The organism is Fodinibius sp. SL11, assembly GCF_052060035.1.
Taxonomy (GTDB): Bacteria; Bacteroidota; Rhodothermia; order Balneolales; family Balneolaceae; genus Fodinibius.
This window is the reverse complement of record NZ_JBPOEA010000013.1, coordinates 25,243-46,693: the sequence shown is the minus strand read 5'-3', so window position 1 is coordinate 46,693 and position 21,451 is coordinate 25,243. Positions and strand designations below refer to the sequence as shown.

General features: G+C 42.1%; 15 protein-coding genes. 5 read left to right on the top strand and 10 right to left on the bottom strand.

Features of this window, described 5'->3' with window-relative positions; genetic code table 11:
* Positions 1–92: 92 nt before the first annotated feature.
* The 4 genes from ACQ76V_RS12825 (at position 93) to ACQ76V_RS12810 (ending at position 3,879) form a co-directional block, all read left to right on the top strand.
* Positions 93–1,019, top strand: a complete 927-nt coding sequence (locus tag ACQ76V_RS12825; protein WP_441000904.1) for an alpha/beta hydrolase — start codon at positions 93–95, stop codon at positions 1,017–1,019.
* 331 nt (positions 1,020–1,350) lie between these two features.
* A complete protein-coding gene (locus ACQ76V_RS12820) occupies positions 1,351–1,713 on the top strand; it encodes an STAS domain-containing protein (RefSeq protein ID WP_441000903.1) in 363 nt (120 codons plus the stop codon).
* Positions 1,714–1,718: 5 nt separating this feature from the next.
* Positions 1,719–2,141, top strand: a complete 423-nt coding sequence (locus ACQ76V_RS12815; RefSeq protein ID WP_441000902.1) for an ATP-binding protein — start codon at positions 1,719–1,721, stop codon at positions 2,139–2,141.
* 136 nt (positions 2,142–2,277) lie between these two features.
* Positions 2,278–3,879, top strand: a complete 1,602-nt coding sequence (locus ACQ76V_RS12810) for a SpoIIE family protein phosphatase (protein WP_441000901.1) — start codon at positions 2,278–2,280, stop codon at positions 3,877–3,879.
* On the opposite strand, the gene ACQ76V_RS12805 is transcribed toward ACQ76V_RS12810, so the two are convergent.
* The 8 genes from ACQ76V_RS12805 to ACQ76V_RS12770 all read right to left on the bottom strand — a co-directional run bounded on the left by ACQ76V_RS12805 (position 3,872) and on the right by ACQ76V_RS12770 (position 16,514).
* Positions 3,872–5,398: a transglycosylase SLT domain-containing protein gene (locus tag ACQ76V_RS12805; protein WP_441000900.1), complete on the bottom strand. Its 1,527-nt coding sequence runs from the start codon at positions 5,396–5,398 to the stop codon at positions 3,872–3,874. The two genes, ACQ76V_RS12810 and ACQ76V_RS12805, sit on opposite strands and share 8 nt — an antisense overlap.
* A gap of 192 nt (positions 5,399–5,590) precedes the next feature.
* Entirely contained in the window at positions 5,591–8,014 is a 2,424-nt protein-coding gene (locus tag ACQ76V_RS12800) for a TonB-dependent receptor plug domain-containing protein (RefSeq protein ID WP_441000899.1), read from the bottom strand.
* A 110-nt stretch (positions 8,015–8,124) separates the two neighbouring features.
* Positions 8,125–9,015, bottom strand: coding sequence for a DMT family transporter (locus ACQ76V_RS12795; RefSeq protein WP_441000898.1), 891 nt, complete (start codon positions 9,013–9,015; stop codon positions 8,125–8,127).
* Between the two features lie 26 nt (positions 9,016–9,041).
* Entirely contained in the window at positions 9,042–9,449 is a 408-nt protein-coding gene (locus tag ACQ76V_RS12790; protein WP_441000897.1) for a DUF4293 family protein, read from the bottom strand.
* A gap of 142 nt (positions 9,450–9,591) precedes the next feature.
* A complete protein-coding gene (locus ACQ76V_RS12785; RefSeq protein ID WP_441000896.1) occupies positions 9,592–13,098 on the bottom strand; it encodes an efflux RND transporter permease subunit in 3,507 nt (1,168 codons plus the stop codon).
* Between the two features lie 12 nt (positions 13,099–13,110).
* Positions 13,111–14,190, bottom strand: a complete 1,080-nt coding sequence (locus ACQ76V_RS12780; protein ID WP_441000895.1) for an efflux RND transporter periplasmic adaptor subunit — start codon at positions 14,188–14,190, stop codon at positions 13,111–13,113.
* Between the two features lie 24 nt (positions 14,191–14,214).
* Positions 14,215–15,777 (bottom strand): TolC family protein, encoded by a 1,563-nt coding sequence (locus ACQ76V_RS12775; RefSeq protein ID WP_441000894.1) that lies wholly within the window; start codon positions 15,775–15,777, stop codon positions 14,215–14,217.
* Between the two features lie 23 nt (positions 15,778–15,800).
* Positions 15,801–16,514: a TetR/AcrR family transcriptional regulator gene (locus ACQ76V_RS12770; protein ID WP_441000893.1), complete on the bottom strand. Its 714-nt coding sequence runs from the start codon at positions 16,512–16,514 to the stop codon at positions 15,801–15,803.
* 195 nt (positions 16,515–16,709) lie between these two features.
* Here ACQ76V_RS12770 and ACQ76V_RS12765 point away from each other — a divergent pair, with 195 nt between their 5' ends.
* Positions 16,710–17,639 carry a DMT family transporter gene (locus ACQ76V_RS12765; RefSeq protein ID WP_441000892.1) on the top strand — a complete coding sequence of 310 codons (930 nt, stop codon included), beginning with the start codon at positions 16,710–16,712 and terminating at the stop codon, positions 17,637–17,639.
* Positions 17,640–17,643: 4 nt separating this feature from the next.
* Here ACQ76V_RS12765 and ACQ76V_RS12760 read toward each other — a convergent pair whose 3' ends face one another.
* Together ACQ76V_RS12760 and ACQ76V_RS12755 are read right to left on the bottom strand one after the other, a co-directional pair.
* Positions 17,644–18,891 carry a YaiO family outer membrane beta-barrel protein gene (locus ACQ76V_RS12760; protein ID WP_441000891.1) on the bottom strand — a complete coding sequence of 416 codons (1,248 nt, stop codon included), beginning with the start codon at positions 18,889–18,891 and terminating at the stop codon, positions 17,644–17,646.
* 42 nt (positions 18,892–18,933) lie between these two features.
* The gene (locus tag ACQ76V_RS12755; RefSeq protein ID WP_441000890.1) at positions 18,934–21,399 is read right to left on the bottom strand and encodes a sulfatase-like hydrolase/transferase; all 2,466 of its coding nucleotides are present in this window, start codon (positions 21,397–21,399) and stop codon (positions 18,934–18,936) included.
* Positions 21,400–21,451 lie beyond the last annotated feature (52 nt).

Below are 21,451 nucleotides of genomic sequence, written 5' to 3'. Positions count from 1 at the left end.
TTCTTTATACTGTTGATTAAAGCACCGTGGTTAAATCTACGGTGCTTTTTTATTTTAACGCTGATTAAATGACAAACTAATCTAATGCATCGATGGTAAATAGCATTTCTGAGATTCCTACAGATCTTCGCCAATTAGATAGCTATCTGGAAAATCGAGAATCACAGTTTGATTTGAAGGAAGGCACAAAGGCACAGATAATATGGCAAACACCCGAACCACAGCAGTCCGAATATGCGATAGTCTACCTCCACGGATTTCGTGCGTCTCACCCCGAAGGGAATCCCGTTCATAAAACAGTAGCTAAAAAGTTTGGGTATAATCTTTTTTTAAGTCGGATCGAAGAGCACGGGATCAAAAGCGAGTATCCCCTGTTGAATTTGACAGAAGAAAAAATGCTCCATTCGGCTCGCTTTGCTTTGGAAATCGGCAAGCGGATTGGAAAGAAAGTTATTTTAATGGGCACATCTACCGGCGGCTCCCTATCTCTTTACCTGGCATCTAAAGCCGAGTATAAAGAAGATATCTCATCCCTCATTTTATACTCACCATTAATCGATTTTTATGGGATAAGTGCAAAACTGTTGACGAATAAGCTAAGCCGCAAAGCTTTACAAATTATCCCCGGCCAAAAACACCTCATCACAACAAAAAATACTACTTTTGCTGAGGACAAAATTTGGGATAAACGTTATGCCCTTGCAGGTGCCTTGGAGCTGGGAGCGTTTGTTGAACATAATATGACTCCTGAGCTTTTTAAGGGGATAACTCATCCCACTTTTGTGGGTTATTATTATAAAAATAAGAAGGAGCAGGATACCGTCGTTTCTGTTTCTGCCATAAAAAAAATGATCCAAAACTTAGGTACTCGCACAGAATCACTAAGTATCTCAAACTTCCCCGAGGCTAACAGCCACGTCATCTGTAGTTCACTCGTCTCAAAGTCTGCCAATAATGTTATCGATAACACTAATAAATTTCTGAAAAACGTTGGCTCCCATTTAAATAGCATAAAATGAGGCTTTGGGGTATTTTTAAAGGGTAGCAATAATATTTTTTTAGCAAAAAATTTGTAGAAACCATTGAAATTAATGTATATTGAAGTGCGCTCAAGTAGCGTCTCTCTTGATGAATAGTCAGGGCCTCACGACTGATACTCGTGAGGCCTTATTTTTTGAATCATTTTCCCCTTCTTTCCGTAAGCCTAAAGTTATGTTCAATACCGGATTAAACCATTCCAGATAAATTTAGGCCTTTACTCAATTTTGCGTACCATGTTTATAAAATTTTTTATGTTTAGTCGTTCATTCATTCTTTTAGGGAATAGTTTCTAACAACAAATCCGCAGTAATGAAAAATTTTAAAATTAATCACAGAGAAGTTCAGTCCTATGATGTGTTGGAGCTTTGCGGTGAACTGGATGCTCATACGGCCTCACAATTAGAGGATTCGCTCAAGAAGTTAATAGATCAGGATAAGCACCAGATAATCGTCAATTGCGATGAGTTGGATTACATTGCCAGTGCAGGCCTGGGAGTATTTATGGCATATATCGAAGATGTTCGTTCCTTGGGAGGCGATATAAAGCTAACGAACATGAATTCCAAGGTTTATAACGTGTTTGACCTGCTGGGATTCCCTTCGCTCTACGACATAGTGGAAGACGAATCTGATGCTATTGAAAAGTTTGAAACCGACGAAGCTGAATCATAATTACCTTGGCAAAACCTACTACCACATATAGTATTTCTGTACAGGCTTCTACCGAACACTTGGCTGAGGTGCGGAATTTTGTCGCAAAACACGCCAAGGAGTTTGGGTTCAACAAACAAGAAGTGGCCGATATACGCCTTGCTGTTGACGAAGCCTATACCAACATTATCAAGCACGCCTATAAGCACGATGATAAAAAGACGGTAGATATTGAGCTTGGATACAACGGAAATATTTTTTGGATTTCTTTACTGGATACCGGCGATGCCTTTGATCCCAGCAAATATTCAAAACCCGATGTGCGACAAAAAATAAAAGAGAAAAAGCGTGGTGGTGTTGGAGTTTATCTTATTAGAAAGCTTATGGACGATGTGGAATACCATACTGAAGGTACGGTGAACGAAATCAGGATGACCAAAAATAAATAAAAACTTGAGCACCTCTTCCAACAAACACGAGGAAAGACATTCCAGATTTGAGTTAAAAACCCTACTTGAGACTTCGCGAATGCTTATTGAGTCTCAAGACATGGATTTTGTTCTCAATAATCTTTTGCTAATTACTATGGGTAAACTAATGGTTAGCAAAGGTATGATTCTGTTGTATCAACCAGGAACTGATAATTATATCATTTCAAAATCAAAGGGACGAAACTGTCCTAAAGAAGGACAAACAATCTCTTTTGACTGGGATAAGGAAGTAAAAGAACAATCGGTGGTACAGTGTGGTGTTGATGATTTTGAAATGCCTGATCTTATTGAAGAAGATAAACACTGTACATTTTTTAATCTGCAGACCAGTAACGACCACATCGGGTTTTTATGCCTTGGTTCCAAGGGCAACAAAAAACCACTTAGCCAGCACGAGGTTGAGTTTGTAGAAAGCCTTACCATCATCTCCTCGGTAGCCATAGCTAACTCCAGAATGTTTACCGAGCTGCGGCGCATCAACCGAATGCTGGATCGAAAAGTATATGAGCTTAACACGCTTTTTGACCTCAGCAAAGATTTCAACATCCTGGTCGATCGCGATGAGATTATCCGTATTTTTAAGTTTGCCATGCTCGGTCAGATGCTCATACGCAAGTTCTTTTTTGTGCTTGAGCACGAGAATGAGCGTAAGGTAATGGCTACCAGCGGCATCAACAGTAAGCTTTCGGATGATGCTATTGATAAGTTATTTTCGTTGGATGACGACCTTACCGTAGTTGATGAATCTCTGGAACAAGAAATTCCATTTTTAGCAGACAATGAGATTAAGGCCCTTATCGGACTTCAATTTCAAAGTGAACGGGTAGCACTCGTTGGGGTTGGTGCAAGAGCAAATGAGGAAGAATATAGTAGTTCCGATTATAATTTTCTGCAATCGCTTGGGAATCTTGCTGTTCTTTCCATCCAAAAAACGTATCTGCTGGAGGAACGTATCGAAAAAGAGCGCATGGAAGAGGAGCTCAATATTGCTAAAAGTATTCAAAAAGGGCTGCTTCCGGATCCTATTCCGCGAAGTACAGAGCTCGATATCACTGCCAGTAACATCTCTTCATATCAGGTGGGTGGGGATTACTACGATATTTTAGAAGCACCCGAAAACAGGTTGCTTTTTGCTATTGGTGATGTAACCGGTAAAGGTATGCCCGCCGCCTTACTTATGGCCAACCTGCAGGCAATGTTGCACGTGCTACTACCGGTTGATATTTCGCTGAGTGCAGCTACCGGACAAATCAACGATATCATCTACCAAAACACACCCAGTGATAAGTTTATTACGTTCTTCTGGGGCATTTTTAACCCAAAAAACCATCAATTCCAATTTGTTAATGCCGGACATAACCCTCCCATTTTGCTGAGATCTGATAATAATAAAGTGGAGGAACTCTCGGAGGGCGGACTAATTTTAGGCGCTATGTCCACGATGACCCCCTATCAAGAGCAAACCATTACGCTTTCAAAACAGGATGTCTTGGTTTTTTATACCGATGGGGTAACGGAAGCCAAAAATGAAGACGGAACGGAAGAATATGGGGAAGAGAGATTATTCAAGTGTATCAAGAAACATCGAGAGTTATCCTCCCAAGAGATTCAAAATGCAATAATCAAAGACGTTAAAAGTTTCTCGAAAGATATTCAGCATGATGATGTAACCATTATTGTCATCAAGGTTAATTAAACAGTCCCATTACACCAGGTCCCGTCGCCTTTTTATTGTGGTCAGCCATCGTCAATATACTCTTATAGGTTTTATATCGGTTTTTAATCTCTTTAACATAGCGTACCGTTTCAATTCCTCGACAAAATCCATAGCGAGCATCCTTGTAATACTTTCTATGCATTAGTTTGAGCAGGGCATCTTCCACATTTTCCCATTTATTGGGATCTTTATTCTGATCAACTGCCAGGCGGCGGGCATCTGCAATATGACCCGGACCAGCATTGTATGTAGCAAGCGCAAAAGACCATTTATTGGTGCTGTCCATATACGAATAATGGTCAAGGTGTTCCTTAATAATGCGAACCCCCTCTTTGATATTTGTTTCTGCATCATAAAGTTTTTCTGTCGGCACTTTAGAAAAACGAGGCATAACCTGCATTAATCCCACTGCCCCAGCCCAACTCTTTGAATTAGGATTAAATTTTGTTTCTTGCGCTGCTATGGAAGCAATTAATAGCCAATCAACTTCAGCAGAATCTGCCACCTCTTTAATCAGATCATCATAAGGTGAAATCACACCGGAGCCTCTGCTTGACCTCTCAGGATTATAATATTCCGCGATCTGTTGTCCTGACTCGAAATACCGCTTACGCAAAACATTTAAAAATGTCGACCTCTTAGGTGATTCACCTACTTTCCCAAATCGAAAATGCTTATACAGAAAACGATTTAACTCCGTTTCAAGGTCAGTAGCATTTTTGCGAATTGCCCATGCGATGGTATCATTTTCAGCAATAGTCGGCCCCTTTAACAAACCCTGCATATACTTATTGGAGGCATTGAAAATATTATCATCCGCAACCGTTGCAGGATGGGTATTATTTGATATTTCAAAAAGAAGCGACTCGGTATCTTTGGTATTGGGCACTTCGTGTGTTTCTAAATTCGTTCCCTGATCTTTCAGATTCTGAATACGATAGTAATACGAACTATTTCGGCGAACCGTAATCGGTATGTCACGCTCTGCCACTTCTTCTATCGTTTTCGGTGGATCTTCTACCTCATCAGAAAAAACCAATACCTGATTAACCAGATTATAGGGCCTCGTAAATTTGACGTATTTTTTTCGCTCCTCGGTTGCTGTATAATTAGCCGCAATTAGATCTCCCTTTCCACTATTGAGTAAATCATAAGGATTTTCGTTGGGACCAATAACAATAACTTCTAAGGCAAGGTCATGTTCGCGGGCAAATTTTCGTACAAGCTCATACTCAAATCCCCATTCAATACCCTGATGCAGAAAATAGGTGTTTGAGCTGTAACGGGTGATCATTTTGATTGTACCATCCTGCTTTATCTCAGCATAATCCCGGTCGATAGGCTCTGTTACCGAAACATCCAACCCTTCTGCAGCACTGCCATCAACGAACTGATCAATATCATCAGTATTAACACACCCCGTGCTCATTAGTAGTACCGAAAGTGCGCCAACAAGCATGTAGCGTATTTTCGGAAAATAATATTTCTTGTTTTGCATAACGTATCAATTGGTTAGCGCCAGATGGATCTTATATGCAAATGTCTTACCAACGTATCTTTATTTGTTTAATGTAAAATACCCAAAATTCTTGGAAAATCGGTTATTACAAGAAATTTCTAATGTTCATTAACTGATCTTTAGCAACAAGCGGTTATTTGCTATTAACAGAGAAATAACCGACTTCGTTTGCTAAAATTGACCCCGTAGGACTAATACAAAATTTCTTCCGGGCGCACTTATACCTGACGAATAGGGACGATAGTGTTTATCAAAAATATTTTCCAAACTAACATTTATCGCTATTTCTTCAGTAAGCTGATACGATGTTCTCAAGTTTAGGGTAGCCCAGGCCGGTGTTCCTTCAGGAGTATAAATATGGCGTTTATTACGTTCTGAAGGAGAAAAATCTTCAATAGGCTTTTTGGCATTAAATTCCGAAAAAAGTTCAACTTTTATTGGGTCATGCTGATATGTCAAAGACGTCATCCCAAATAGTGGAGCTACGTGCCGCAAGGGCTCATCATTTGATTTATCTTTACCCTCGGTATAGGTACCTTGGGCACTGAATGAAAAATCAGTGCCTATTTTCGTTTCAAGCTTCGCTTTAACTCCATAAATATATGCTTTTCCTGCATTTACAACTGCTTCGACATTACTCGAGGTACCATCATACATGATAGAATCCTGACCAAATGAGTCTCCAAAATCGCGCCGCACCATTGCATCTCTCAGCCAGGTATAAAAACCATTTATCTCAAATTGCATTCCTTCACCAAAACCTTTAATAACTGCTACATCCAGATTGTAGGTATACTCTGAACTCAAATCCGGATTGGGAACAACTACGCTACCGGGTTCAGAGTCAAAGACCTTGGCAACATCATCAACATTGGGAGCCCGAAAACCGGTAGAACCATTCACATTAAATTGTAGCTGATAAGCCGGACGATAAGTAAAGCCAATATTTCCACTTAATGCCCCCGTATTCAGCGAGATCTTTTGAAAGTCGAAATCATAAAAGGTATTACTGAACTCAGCATCCAGCAGTACATGACTGTACCGCGACCCTAAAATTGCTGTCAGATTAGGAGTGATATCCTGCTCATATTTCGCATAAGCTGCCAACTGTGAGTAATCACTTCCCCGATCAGGATACCGGGTAGCCACCTGACGCACATTTTGCGTGGCTATATTGGTGGATTTCGCATTAGATCCCACATAATTATGGATACCCTCAAGGCCATAATATAGTGCTTTGTTATCATTAAAATGCTTATCAAAATCGAACTGAGCGATATAAACATTTACATTCTCTTCACGATTTCGGAGCCAATCATCCTGGAAATCCCGGTCATTTCGGCTTTCCTGAAACCACTGATGAGAGAGTGTAGTCGTCAGATTGTCAAACCAACTTGTCCCGTTAAAATAATCGACTTTCAGCGTATTCATCATCCATATCTGTGGACCATAATACCATTCCGCATTCACCAATGGACCTGAATCGCCATTTTCGCGCTGAATTAGCCGGTCATATCGGGGAATATCTGTAGTAGTCCCCAAGTGAAACCCATACTCCATATCCCAATCAGATGTGGGCTTAAACCGGATTTTCTGCATTAGATTTAGCTGTTCATAGCCCGAAAAACGCTGCAGCGTTACATCCTCATTGGGCACCACCGCATCAAAACCATCGCGCCGTACCACATACTCTTTCCGCTTACCAAAATTTGGGAACTCATCGTAAAAATCACCGCCGGATCGCAGATCATCAAAACTACTATACGTAAAACTTGTTGTGTTTGCCCATTTTTCAAATCCAACGGATACATCGGCATGAATCGTCCCTTCGTTATTTGCAGAGCTAAAACGGCTCATAACATTGATATCTGTGCGGGTATCCTGCTCAACAAAAGAAAGTTTCGGAGATCGCGTTTGAAAGTTCATCACTCCACCCAAGGCATCACTTCCATAAATAATCGAACCAGGCCCAAACAACACCTCCGTATTTTCAATGGCATTGGGATCTATTGAAATAACATTCTGCAGGTTTCCACTCCGGAAAATTGCATTATTCATTCGAATGCCATCTACAGCCAATAGAACTGAGTTGGCGGCAAAACCCCGCATCATAGGACTTCCACCGCCCAGCTGACTTTTCTGGACAAATACTTGTCCAGAATATTTTAAGATATCGGCAGAGGTCTGGGGATTATTAAAAGCAACCTGCTCTTCATCGATCCGGGTTATAGGCTGTGGTATTTTTGTGCGGTCCTCAGCCCGCTTACTGGCTGACACATAAATATCGTCCATTAAAACCGGTCGCCCTTTTAGTTGTACAAGAAAGTCCTGCTCTTTTACCTCCTGAAAAGTAATGGACAACTTTTGATAAGACGGATGCTGAAAGTTCAGTGTGTCCCCAGCAGAAAATTTATCAATCTGAGCAACCCCCTCATCATTGGTTGACACCATTTTGTTACGCTCGTTATTAAAGATATAAACGTTGAAAATTGGCCGGCGTGAATCCCCATCTACCACACGAACCGTCTGAGCTGACAGATCAACCGTAAAAAGTAACAAGCTGACTGAAAGTAGTATCCAATACCTTAATGTCATTGAAATCTATTTCTGAATTCTAAATTCAACCGATTATAGAAACGAAAAACGGAAACCTAAATACTATAATCATGCGATACCGTCACTCTTTACAACTCTTAACAGGCAATTTATTTAGCTGATCTGCGCCATGTTAAACCGACCCCCACCAAAATGATTCCCATTGATAACATAGAAGCAATCGGAGGTAACTCGGCAAATAGGAAAAAAGCCAACACTGATGCTAACAGTGGCTCTACCAAAATGAGTGTCGACAACAATGTGGGTGAAACGTACTTTACCGCATAATTCATAGACCCATGGCCTAATATCTGCGGACCAAAGGCCAAGCCGGCTCCCGCCCAAACTCCTATTGTAGAAATATTGAGCAAGTTTTTACCAAGCAGCACTGCCATTAATACACAGGCCGCGGCGGCATAAAAATACACGGGAAAAACGTAATCAATCCACGCTCGTTTCTTTCGAATTTTTTGGCCAATGAGAAGATACACCACAAAAATAATGGCAGCCATCAACGCCAAAAAGTTACCAAACAGCGGATCAGCAAAATCCTGCTCTATCTGGCTGTCAGAAATCCCCAGTAAAACTGATCCAGAGAAGGCCAACAGTACCCCAATCCAAGTGGATGTTGCAAAGCTCCGCTTGAACCACAGTCGTTCAACCAAAATCATAATAATGGGGTGGATGGTTACCAGTACCGAGGCTGAAGCAACAGAGGTATAATAAAGAGAGGAAATCCAAAAGGTAAAGTGCAGTCCCAAGCATACTCCCGATAACGCTATCCACAACCGCTCTTTGCCTTTTCCCGTTCGCTGCTCGCTGCTTCGTAGCCAAATCCAAAAGGGAAATAACATAACGGCCGCAAAAACGGTGCGGTAAACCACCAACACCAAGGGAGAGGTATCGGAGGCAAAGCGTACCAGGATAGGCGCAAATCCAAAAGCAGTTAGTCCGGCCAACAGGGCTGCCAGTACTTTTACTTTTGGATACTCCTCAGCCATATCGCAAAGATGAAATTGAAATTATATTACCGAATCCGGTCCATCGATTTGACCAGCTCGATATCGTCTTTAATTTTTTTGCGTGCATACAGCTGAGCTCCAAGTGCCAGCACTAATAATCCCAGACCAATGGTTTCATCCCATAAAAACGTACCAAAACCGCCCAGTGAAATATAAATACCTATCGCAAAACCAACGGCAATTATTTGAACGAGCAGCAAAGCACTTACCCACTTTCGGTGATTTTCTCGGTTTTTGTATAGAAATATTGTCCCCAGCGATCCAAGCGAAGCGATGGTTAAAATGATCGCGAAGCTTAATCCCACCCATTGCTGTGGATCTTGCATGGCATGGCTATATAGTGCATTGAAAAATACGCTTCCGTTTAATAAGAAAGCTAAAAAAAGGAATACTGACTGAATCCGTTGTATCACGAGTATGGCTGATTTTTTATTCTATTTCATGCGATTGGCAAAGATACAATTTTTTGCCGAGTTGGTCATATCAAATGCAAATACCGGTGTTTTTAAAAAAGCCCGGAGATCTTTCCCGGGCTTTCCTTTTTTGAAAATAAATTTAGTCTTTCACTGTCGGTTCCACATCATGATGGCGTTTCGAAGTACCATTGGCTTTGGGAGACTCAACAATAATTCCGGGATCTCGCTCATTGAAAAAGAATAGATTAATATTACGCCGCCCTTTTTCAAACAGATAGTAAAGTACCGGCACCAAAATTAGCGTCAAAAATGTTGCAAAGATTAGCCCATTAATAACAGCTATGGCCATCGGTGCCCACCAGGCAGCTTGTTCGCCCCCCCAGTAAAGATATTCACCAATATTGGTAAAAAATTCAGCCGGCGTATTTATCAGCGTGATAAAATCCAAGTTAAAACCTATAGCCAGTGGTACTAATCCCAATGTAGTCGTTAAGGCCGTTAACACCACGGGACGAAAACGAACTTTGCCACCTTGTACCAATGCTTCATACAACGGCATATTGTCGCGGGTGCGTAAAATATCGATATAGTCAATTAGAACAATCGCGTTATTTACCACTACCCCAGCCAGTGAAATCACACCAATACCCGTCATAATAATCACAAACGGCATTTGAAAAATAACCAAGCCAAAGAATACCCCCGCCGTAGACATAATTACGGAGGTCATTACAATAAAGGGCTTGCTGATGGAATTAAACTGTGATACCAAGATAAAAGCAATCAAGAAAAGAGCGATTAAAAAAGCCGTGGATAAGAAATCAATTGCCTCCTGCTGATCTTCTTGCTGGCCCGTCCAGCTGGTACTGTATCCAGCCGGCACCTCGTTACTTAAATACTCATCCAACACCGTTTGCACTTCCTGCTGTACGGCATTGGCGTTATAACTGGATCGAACATCGGCCAAAACAGTTACTACCCGTTCTTGGTCCTTATGTTTGATTCCTCCCAGACCTTCCTGAATGCCCCACGTAGCAACGCTCGACAACGGAATTTGCCGACCTTCTTCGCCCATTATATTCAGATCCTGCAATGCACTTAAATCATTGCGGAACTGTTCATCTAACCGAACAGTAATATCATACTCATCTTTGCCGTCGCGATATTGCGATGCCTCTACACCATTAATAGCCTGGCGAATAGTACTACCAATACTTTGGGTTGATAAACCATATACAGCCGCCTTTTCCCGGTCGATATCTACTCGCACTTCGGGACTTGGTTCGGGCAAATCGGTCTCCAAGCCATCCAATTTACTGTAAACCGGATCATTTTCAATAATACTTAACACTTCGGATGATATGCGCTCGAGCTGTGCCATATCTTTGCCGCTTATCTCCAGGTTAATGGGTTTGCCCGAGGGTGGCCCCTGCTGTTCTTCTTCTACGGTGACTTCGGCTCCTGCCAATCCTTTTGTGAAATTACTGCGTGCATACTCCATAGCCTCAAAAGAAGTACCTTCACGCTGTTGGTAATCTACAAAATTGAGTACGACGGTCCCCAAATGTGAAGAACTCCCTTGATTAGAGCCGGGTCCCGACGTAATAGCTGATCCAGAGGTACTTAACACCGATTCAACATCTCCGTTATTGGGGATATTCTGTACTTTGGCTTCAAGCTTATTAACAATTTGTTTGGTGAATTCTACATTGGTGCCTACAGGAGCTTCAACCTGGATATAAGCTCGCGCCGGTGGAATTCCTTCGGGAAAGTATTCTATCCCCGGATTAAAAATACCAAAAAACACAAAGCTGGAAATCAACGTCAATATTGATATTGCCAAAATGGTTTTCCCATGGTCAAGAGACCACTTGAGGGTAGTCTCATATTTTTCAAGTGCTCTGGGCAACCCTTTTGTTTGCCACCAAGCACCAAGAGGACTCATCACATATCGGTTGGCCGCCCACAACAGTAGTCCTGCAATAATAAGCATCGTCCAAGTTAATACACTGTTTATTAATCCGATGATGAGCAAGACCGCAACCGAACCGGCTATAAATAGCCGTCCTTTGTCCGTCATCTTGGGATTTCTGCTGCCCTCTTTTTGATCCAAATCCATAAACAATGCACATAAAACCGGATTAATTACCAAGGCTACAAAAAGTGAGCTGGAGAGCGTAATGATCAATGTCTGTGGAAGATACCCCATAAATTCTCCCACCACACCCGGCCAAAACAGGAGCGGAAAGAAAGCGCCAAGGGTAGTTAATGTCCCCGAGATAATAGGAATAGCTACTTCACCGGTTCCTTTTTTAGCAGCTGTAAAATTATCGAAACCTTCTTCGAGGTAGCGATATATATTTTCGACTACTACAATGGCATTATCGACCAACATGCCAAGAGCGAGAATTAACGAGAACAGTACAATCATATTCATCGTCATTCCCAGTGCTCCGATAATAATAAACGACAAGAACATTGACATAGGGATAGCAATACCCACAAAGGATGCATTACGAATCCCAAGGAAAAACAGCAAGATACCAATCACCAATAGCAGTCCCGAAATAATATTATTCTCAAGACTACTCACCATAGAATTAATATCTTCGCTCTGGTCCGACGTAATTTCGTATTTCGTAGTCGGTGGCAGCGCAGGCAATTGTTCTTCCATGATGGTCTTGACGGCCGCAGAGGTCTCCAAAATATTTTCTCCGCTTCTTTTTACTATCGACAGCGAAATTACCGGATCGCTGTTAAGTTCAGCGTACGTTTCCCTTTCCTTAAACCCAAACTTAACGTCTGCCACATCGCGTATATAGATCGGCTTGTCATCGGGGGCATCAATAACGATATCCTCAATAGGATCAACCGAATTAAACTCCCCGGGCACCCGCAGTAAAAACTTTTTGATGCCAACTTCAATATTTCCACCCGGCACCGTAACATTTTCTTGCTGAATAGCAGCAATAATATCGCCAAAGCTAAGCCCATAGTATTTGAGCTTTGGCAGATCAACATCCACTTTGACCTCACGCTCCAACCCACCGGCTAAATTCACCTCTAAAACTGATGGTACGGCCTCGATCTGATCCTGCAGATCTTCGGCAATTTCCTTCAACTGCACTAACCCGTATTGCCCCGATATATTGACCTGCATAATCGGAAATTCAGAAAAATTTATTTCCTGGATAACAGGATCTTCTGCTTCAGAAGGCAGTTCTGGCTTTGCAAGATCTACTTTTTCACGCACCTTCTGCAGCGCATCATCAATATTGACATCCGAATTAAACTCAAGATTAATATTCGAGTATCCCTCTGCACTGGTTGACGTCATTTCTTTTATGTCAGAAATTCCACTCAGCTCATCTTCTAACTTACGGGTGATAAGACTTTCCATATCTTCAGGCGAAACACCGGGATAGGTCGTAATGACCATAATATTAGGGATCGTAATATCCGGCGCAGATTCTTTGGGAATATTGATATAGGATTGGATCCCCAAAATGGCAATCAGCCCAACCAACACAAGTACACTAATGCGGTTGTTGATTGAAAAGGTAGAAAGCCAAAACTCTTTCTGTTTTACTGAGCCGCTTTTACCGTTGCCGGTTAAACTGCTATTTTCGACTTCTTGGTTGTCCATACTTCTTTTCCTCTACAAATTCTGTTGTGCAATTCTATTCTCTCGCGACTCTACGACCGTGATACGCATATCGTCCTGCAGAAAAGATGATCCTACTGTAATGAGTTCATCCCCTGCTTGCAGACCCTCTGCAATAACGACTTCATTCTTATAGCTGGGCCCAAGTTTTACAGGTTTCATTTTCGCGATTTTATTTCCCGAATCATCCTCAGTAACAACATAAACGACATCGTTGCTATTATTCTTATAAACGAACTCTTCGCCTATTACAATAGAGCGGTCCAGGGTCATTGTTCGAACCATTAAATTAGCGATCATATCTACTTTATAGTCGCTACTTTCCGGCAATTTCACTTCTACTTCAAACGTACGTGCTTGTGGGCTAATACTTTTTGCAACAAAGCTTATGGGCAGCTGCAGCGTATCCTCAGGCTGAAAATCGAACCAGATTCGTGCTATATCGCCCTTGTTAACCACATCAGCGTACATCGCCGGCACGCCAGTAGATACTTTTAAGTTTTTATTTCCTATTAACCGCACCAATACAGCACCGGGAGATGCCATCTCCCCCTCTTCCATCACTATGTTTTCGACCGTCGCATCAAACGGGGCCTTAACCGTCGATTTATTGATATTTACTTTTACCGCTTCAAGTGAAGCTTTGTTCTGCTCGTAATTATATTTCGCGTTTAAATAATCAATTTCTGAACCTATGCTATCCTGCTCAAACAACCGTTTCAAGCGCTCATAATTTTCTCTTGCCTGGGCAGTGACGGCTTCTAACCGCTGCCGTTCGTGGACCAGCTGTTCATCGTCAATTTTAAGGATGGGATCTCCTTTTTTGATATCATCCCCCTGTTCAACAAAATAATTTTCGATACGTCCGGACACTTCTGCCGATATTCGCACATCATTGGGTGCTTCTACAGTACCTACTAATTTTAAATTCCGTTCAAAGGGTTGGGCTTCCAGTATTTTTGTTTCAACATTAACTGTTTTCACCAACTCTTCTTGAGTAGATTGTTCTTCTTCAGAACAGCCAACAAAAAGCATTATCGCTAAGATTCCTGTGATTAATAATCGAGAGGTCATAATATTTACTTCTGAAAATTATTTTTATTCGTTTAAAGAGGGTTTTTCGCTATCGACATATGGAACCATTCCAATAGCCTGGTCGTACTGCGCTTTTGCCGAAAGATAGTTGAAGACCATTTGTGCATAATTCGCTTCGGCTTCGCGTAACTGAAGTTCAGCATTTGTAACATCCAGTTGTGAACCAACTCCATTTTCAAGCCTCGCTTGGGCCCGCTCATATCCTTCCTGGGCTAACTCTAACGCCTTTTGACGTGCGGGAGCTGTTTCCAATGCTTGATTTAATGATTCTCGTGCGGATTGTATTTCGTTTTTCGCTGCTCGTTCAGTCGCACGCTGTTGTTCCCTAATATCCTTTTTTTCGATCTGTGCAATACTCAAGTTGGCCGTACGCTGAAATCCCTGAAAAATGGGCAAACTAAACGTAACACCTATAGTTTGCGATCGAGCTCTGGTATCTTCGGAACCAAAAAAGACAGGATTACCAGCCTGTGCGGCTGACCAATTAAGGTTGTAGTTTGCCGTCAAGGTGGGCAAAAAGCGGCTTTTTATCGCTTTAATTTCTCGATCTTTTAAATCTGACTGGGTTTCCAAAACACGGATGTCTCCCCTTAAATCGGTAGCCAAATCCATTACGTTATCTTTTTCGGTATACTGGAAGGGCGTCATCCGATCCACTTTTTTCAGGTTATTGTTGACTGCATTGGCCGCTTGCTGAGATGCGACATCGAAAGTACCTAAACTTCCCTGTACCGAAAATTCCAAATCAAGAGGAATACCTAATACTACTTTTAATTCTCGGTATGCTTTCTGCACCGCAAAGCGAGCTTCCGCAAGCTGCGGTTCTTGATTCTTTAACTGCACCTCTACTTGCATCACGGCATATTCATCTATTAGTCCTGCTTTTTGGCGCGACCTATTTTCTTCCAAATTTTTCCGCAACCGTTCTACCGTTGCTTCCTGCAGTCGAAGTTGCTCTTCGGCAATAAGCACATTGTAATAAGCCAATCGGGTCTGGGTAACAATCTGCTGGGTTGTTGCCCGCAGATTTTCGGCCTGGGCTGCCTTGTATAATTTAGAACTGTTTATGCCGACGATAGCCTCTCCCCGGAAAATAGTCTGTTGCACCGAAAGACCTCCCTGCCAGTTATTATCCGTTCCAAATTGCAAGGGTACCAGTTCTCCGGCCGGGGCACTTGGATCAAAAAACTGTGCAGGAACAAAATTTACCGGGATTTCTAAATTACGCGTGTAGGTAGCTGAAGCTGATATATCTGGTAACACCTCACTCCACGCCAGCTGTACTTGTTCATCTGCATCTTTCAGATTAAATAGTGAACGTTTGATATCAGAGTTATTGGCCATTGCAACATGAATAGCTTCAGTCAGCTGTAGCTTGTTGGCATCAGAAAGCGCACCCTTCACCGAAGCAGTATCTATCTGCTGTGCTTTCGTAGGTACTGTCACCAAGAAAACCATTATAAATGTTAAGGCGATCATTTCCTGTAAACGATTTCCTAACCCAGAGGTAAGGTAATCCATAAATACTTTAGCGTTTCTGGTCGTATTTTTTTGAATGTTCTTCATTTTAAAGGCTCGCTTCTACGCTCTTATTTTCCATTTGTTTCAAAATTATGACTGTCAGTCATCCACCGCTTACGGGCATCGTCGCTGGCAATACCGGCACCTACCAGCTTTAAAAAGTTTTCAAATAACATATCTACTGAAATCTCCATTTCATCGAGCATCTCAAAATGATACCCTGTTCCATGCATGTGACTCATTGCGGTGATTCCCCGCGTGCTCGACAGTATTACCACGGCCAGTTCCTTGGGTTCATAACTGTCATTTACCGTTCCGTCCTGCATGCCGATCTGGAGGGCTCGTATCATAAAGTTCAACGCCTCTCTTCTGTTTTCTTCGCACCGCTCTGCATGTTTACTGCTTTTAAGCTCTTCAACATTGCTCAGCGACTCGTAATACATAAATGCATTAAAATAGTTGGGATTTTCTCGTACAAAATTGAGATATGTTTCTCCTAACAAACGGATTAGTTCTAAGCCGGTATGTTCATGCCCGCCGGCAAAAACTTTCGCAAACTGACTATTCAACAAATCTGACCCACGTTGTGTAATGGCTAGGTAAAGCTCTGTTTTATTTTTAAAATACAGATAGAGTGTACCCTTACTTAGCTCAGCCTCTGCAGCAATCTCGTCCATCGTAGCTTGTTCGAGGCCTTTTGAAAAAATAATCCGTTCAGCGGCATCAATAATCTGATTGCGGCGCCGTTCCTTTTCACGTGCTTTTCGATCTTCTTTTCCCATATACTTATCATTAAAAATGACTACCAGTCAGAAAGTGACCAAAGTTAAGAGTAAGCTAAGATAAGTACAACATCCGCAGCCAAAAAATTCCCTATATCTTATTAACAGATATACTCCCTCGAATACCTCGCGACACTTTCCAAATTATCTCCTACCTTTAGGGGTTCATTTTCTTATCTAATCACATCCGTACTATTGAACTTCTCTAAAAAATCTCTTGTAGAATTCTCGTTATTTTTAGTAGCAGTTATTTGGGCATTAAATTTTTCAGTCGTCAAATACTCGCTGGCTGAAATTGATCCGCTTAGCTTTAATGGACTTCGATTTATTTTTGCCGCAGCTATTATCTGGATTGTAGTCTTCTATCGGAATGAGTCTTTTCGAATTCCCAAACAAGATTGGCTGCCTCTATTAGGTATGGGCTTGCTGGGTAACCTCATCTATCAAGGCCTGTTTATTGTTGGCATCGACTACACCTACGCAGCGAATGCCGCCGTGATGCTGGGAACCATCCCCATTTGGGTGGCGCTCATTAGCCATTTCTTTAACCTCGAGCGAATGAATATCTTCAAAACTTTTGGCGTTATCGCTGCCTTTGCCGGTATCACATTCATTGTATCTGGAGGCAAAAACCCATTCTCCTTTGGATCCGAAACCTTTCTGGGCGATATCATTATAATTGGCGCGGCCATTGTCTGGGGTGGCTATACGATTTTATCGAAATCATTTTTAAGCAGATATACACCTATCCAATTTTCAGCAATTATGGCTACCATCGGGGCAATTGTACTTTTTCTGATTGGATTGCCGAGCATGATACAGCTTGAGTGGACCCAAATTTCGGTAGCTGCCTATGGCGGTGTGGTCTATAGCGGTCTACTTTCTATTGGCGTGGCCTACCTAATCTGGAATTACGGTCTCCAAACCGTTGGGGCCGTTCACACTGCAACCTATCAAAACCTTGTGCCAGTAATGGGACTTGTATTTGGCGTGATTCTGCTCAATGAACAACTAACCCTACTACAATACTGCGGATCGGCCTTGGTTATTACCGGAATTGTATTAGCTCGTTGGAAAAGAAAAAAAGCCCAAAAAATTGCTGCCGCTGAACTTAAAGGCAAATAACCTGCTAAAATCGGAAGGAGATATTCAGTTTTGCACTAAACCGCTCCCGTACAAAGTTAGGATATTCTGAAGAGTCAAATCCGACATTGCCACCCAAAAACAAACGTTCCGAAAGGGGCATTTGCCCATCTACACTTACCGACCATGAATCTAATGCATCAATTGCTAATGTCCCAGATGAAGTTTCAACTTCTGTTGGAGCCGATCCGTATCCGGCATTTAAACTCAGATAGGATTCCGCCGTCCCAAAATAACGCCGTGTCACGAGATTCAAGGACTTAGATGTTCCTCCCGATGACGGCACTAAATACGTCCGTGCTGTAAAAAGATAACTGCCCACATATTTGGTGAGCGATACCGTATAGATATCAGTTTGGGACGTTCCAAAATCAAGATATCGTATTCCAGCTTCGATCTCGTAAGCAGCAGGTAGCGACTTATACAGCGAAAAGCCAAACCTGTAATCAGGATGCACAGGAGATTGAGAATAACCGCCACTTACATAGGCATAAAGTCCCGATGCTATTGATGGATATGCGTCTACGTTAAACTGATATCCATCAGAACCAAATCGTCGAGCATGCTCAACTCGGCCAGTGACCGAACCAATAGGCGTTTGTCGCGTGAGTCCAAACTCCGTAAAATGCCAGGGATCAAAAATGGTTCGAAACCGGTCATAACGATAGGATATTTTTGCACGATATTTCATTTGTTGCAATTGGCTGTCCTTTAAACCTTCACGCGCCTTGCGATTTCCAGCATCTTTAGCAAAAATTGCCTCATAAGTCTGCTCTGCCCCCTCATAGTTTTCCATTCCATAAAGAACGGAAGCTTTAGCCATCATGAATTCAGGATCGTCCGGGTAATATTTCAAAGCCAGATTTGTAGTTTTTAACGCGGCATCCATTTGTTTCGACCATTTTTGAGCATCGGTCAGAGCCGACAAGGCCTGTCTGTTTTGAGGATCTTTGTCCAGTACATAATTCAACTCGTCTATTGCCTTATCATATTCGCTCTCCCAACTGTATAACCGAGCTACAAAAATTCGGATACCGTGATAATTAGGACTTCGTTCCAGCGCCTCGTACGCAAACTTACGTGCCTTCTCATAATCGCTTTCATCAAATGCAGCCGTTCGGGCCTTCTCGTATAGCTCATCAACAGTGAAATCCTCCATCTCCTGTGCCAAAACCGTAGCACTACCAATCAATAACAATAATAAGCCTATGCAAATGGACAATACTTTTCTCATAACATCGATTCAATTAATTTGCCGTCGCTGCGAGGTAAAATATCATTCCCCGATATATTCTCTTAAATTTGGCAATTGATTATAGTTCGGATCAAGATCTTGAAGCATTTCTAATGTTTTTTTCGCCTGACCTCGTCTATCTAATTGAGCAAGAATCTTAATTTTTCGTTCCAAAAATGCCTTGTTTTGCGGATGATGTTTGAGTCCCTGACTAATTACCCGTAAAGCCGTCTCGTAATCCCCCTGCCAAAGCTCATTATCAACATAGGCGCTATATGCATCCTCGTAGGTTGCATCTTCATCCAGCACCTCCTTGAAATATTTTTCGGCCCGCTCATAGTTTCCCTGCCAGGCATTTGTTCGGCCGATCAAAATTCTCACATCGTGATAATCAGGTTCCTGTAACAGGATACGCTTTGCAATAGCACGCGCCACTTCATAATCCCCATCAAAAGCCCGTTGGCGCGCCCTTTGAAACTGCTCGTCAATCGTTAACGACAACGAATCCAGCTTTGTAAACAGCGTATCGTATTCAGATAAAAAGGCATATTTCTCTGATGGGTTTGCCTGTTCCTCGGGATATAACCGATTGTTTTGCACCACAAAGCTATTTATGGATTTAAAAGCCTCCAGCTTCTGGCGCAGTTGCCTTTTTTTCTGTGCATTATTACTGCGACTAAGCGAAAGGGTTTTGTTCACCGTATAAAGTTCATCATCAAAAAGGTAGTACTCCCCGTCCAGATAATCCGAAATGCTATTTTTATTTCGCATAAACGGAACCGACTGTACATTTTGGAAAGCTCTCGTCGTATCCATCATTCCGCCGATCCAGTGAACCTGTTCCGGCATATTTAGATCTGTTTGTTGATCCAACATGGCCACAAGCGAGGGCATGATCTCGGCATGGGTATTAACCGACTTGAATTGTACCGGCTTTTTCAACTTCGGGGAATATATGATGATGGGCACATGATAGCGCGAGATTGCTGTCGTTTGCGGAACAGGAATAAGCCAGTGATCACCGGTTATCACAAAAATCGTATTCTCAAACTGTGGCTTTTGTTTATACGACTGCATAAAATCTTTGACCGCCTGATCGGCAAATAACAATGTGGTTAGCTCATTTTGATACCTCTGATAGGATTGATTCTTCTTTTCGGCAAGACCCAACTGATCTAATCGATTAGTGAATTCCTTCTCATATTTTTGTGGGTTGGGGACCGTAAATGGGGAATGACTTTGCAAGGTGTGATAAATCTCCAGTCGCGGATATGTATTGGCCGTATCCAGTAATTCTGCAGAAAAATTCAGCATCGTTTTGTCATCCACCCCCCAATAGTTGGATTGACTTTTGGCTGCCGGCAATATCCTTTCCAGTTTCTGCTTATTTAACACATAATCAGTACCCTGATAATCCAAAAAGAGGTCGAGGCCGTCGAAATAAGTATCATACCCACTATAAAAGGCGGTATAATATCCACGGTCACCCAGCATACTAATAAGCGATTGGTGGCTCGGATAATCGGGGCCAAGAGCCATAAAACCATGGCGACCAAAAGGAAGCGATCCCAGCAGGGAAGGAACCATCCCAAAAGTGCGTCCCGAAAGGCTGAGTCCATTTTCCCAATATAATCCTTTGCGCGAAAGAGAATCCAAATATGGAGCAAAGCCCGTCCATTGACCCGAAGGGCCTATAAATTCTCCTCCCAGACTTTCAACTAACAAAAATACAATATTGGGAGGCTCTTCAAACTCTTTAAAGTAAGACCCCAACACATCCTGCTCATAGTTTGTCTTCTCCAAGAGGGGGTATTCTTCCGGATTAAAACTTGACTCTTCCTGCCCACCCCATTCAATGGAAGTTAAACTCCGGCTAAAAAAATATGATAATTTGTTAGCATTCTTTTCTTGTTGCGCCGGGGTAGTATTATCTACCGATACAAAAAATGAAACCACAAACAAGCTGAAGATCCCAGCCAGACTACTGAACATTAAATTTGACTTCCTCACCTCAAAAAATTGCACAGACCGTATTATTGAAATAACCAAATACATCAGCAGATAAGCGATTATAACAAAACCAACACTCACTATTGTCATCTGTTCTGCTGCAATAACGGTATTTGTCATTTCCGTCAATGAGTAGGCCCAGAATTCTGCTCCCAAAGGCATCTGTGTTGCTCCAAAATAGGATATCAGCAATATATTGACGATCCCTGTTAGAGCTATCAGATGAGCGGTAACCCGATTTGCAACCTTGGGTTTTTGAACTTTTCCCAACACAAATAAAAAAAACAGTAAAACAGGGAGCAATAAGACACTAAATTGGAAGTCCCTGACCACTGAAGCCCAAAAATATGAAAGACCGATAAACTCGCTCCCAAAATTCCACGTTCCAAGTACAACCTCATAACTACGCCCCAATAACATCACCGAAAAAAGAGCTAAAAAGAGACTAAGTATTTCCCGCGGAAAAAAATTATTATCGTTAGAGGTCGTATCGGGCATTTTGGGTTACTTTTCAAATGGTGATAACAACTCGTTATGTGGCAAACGAATT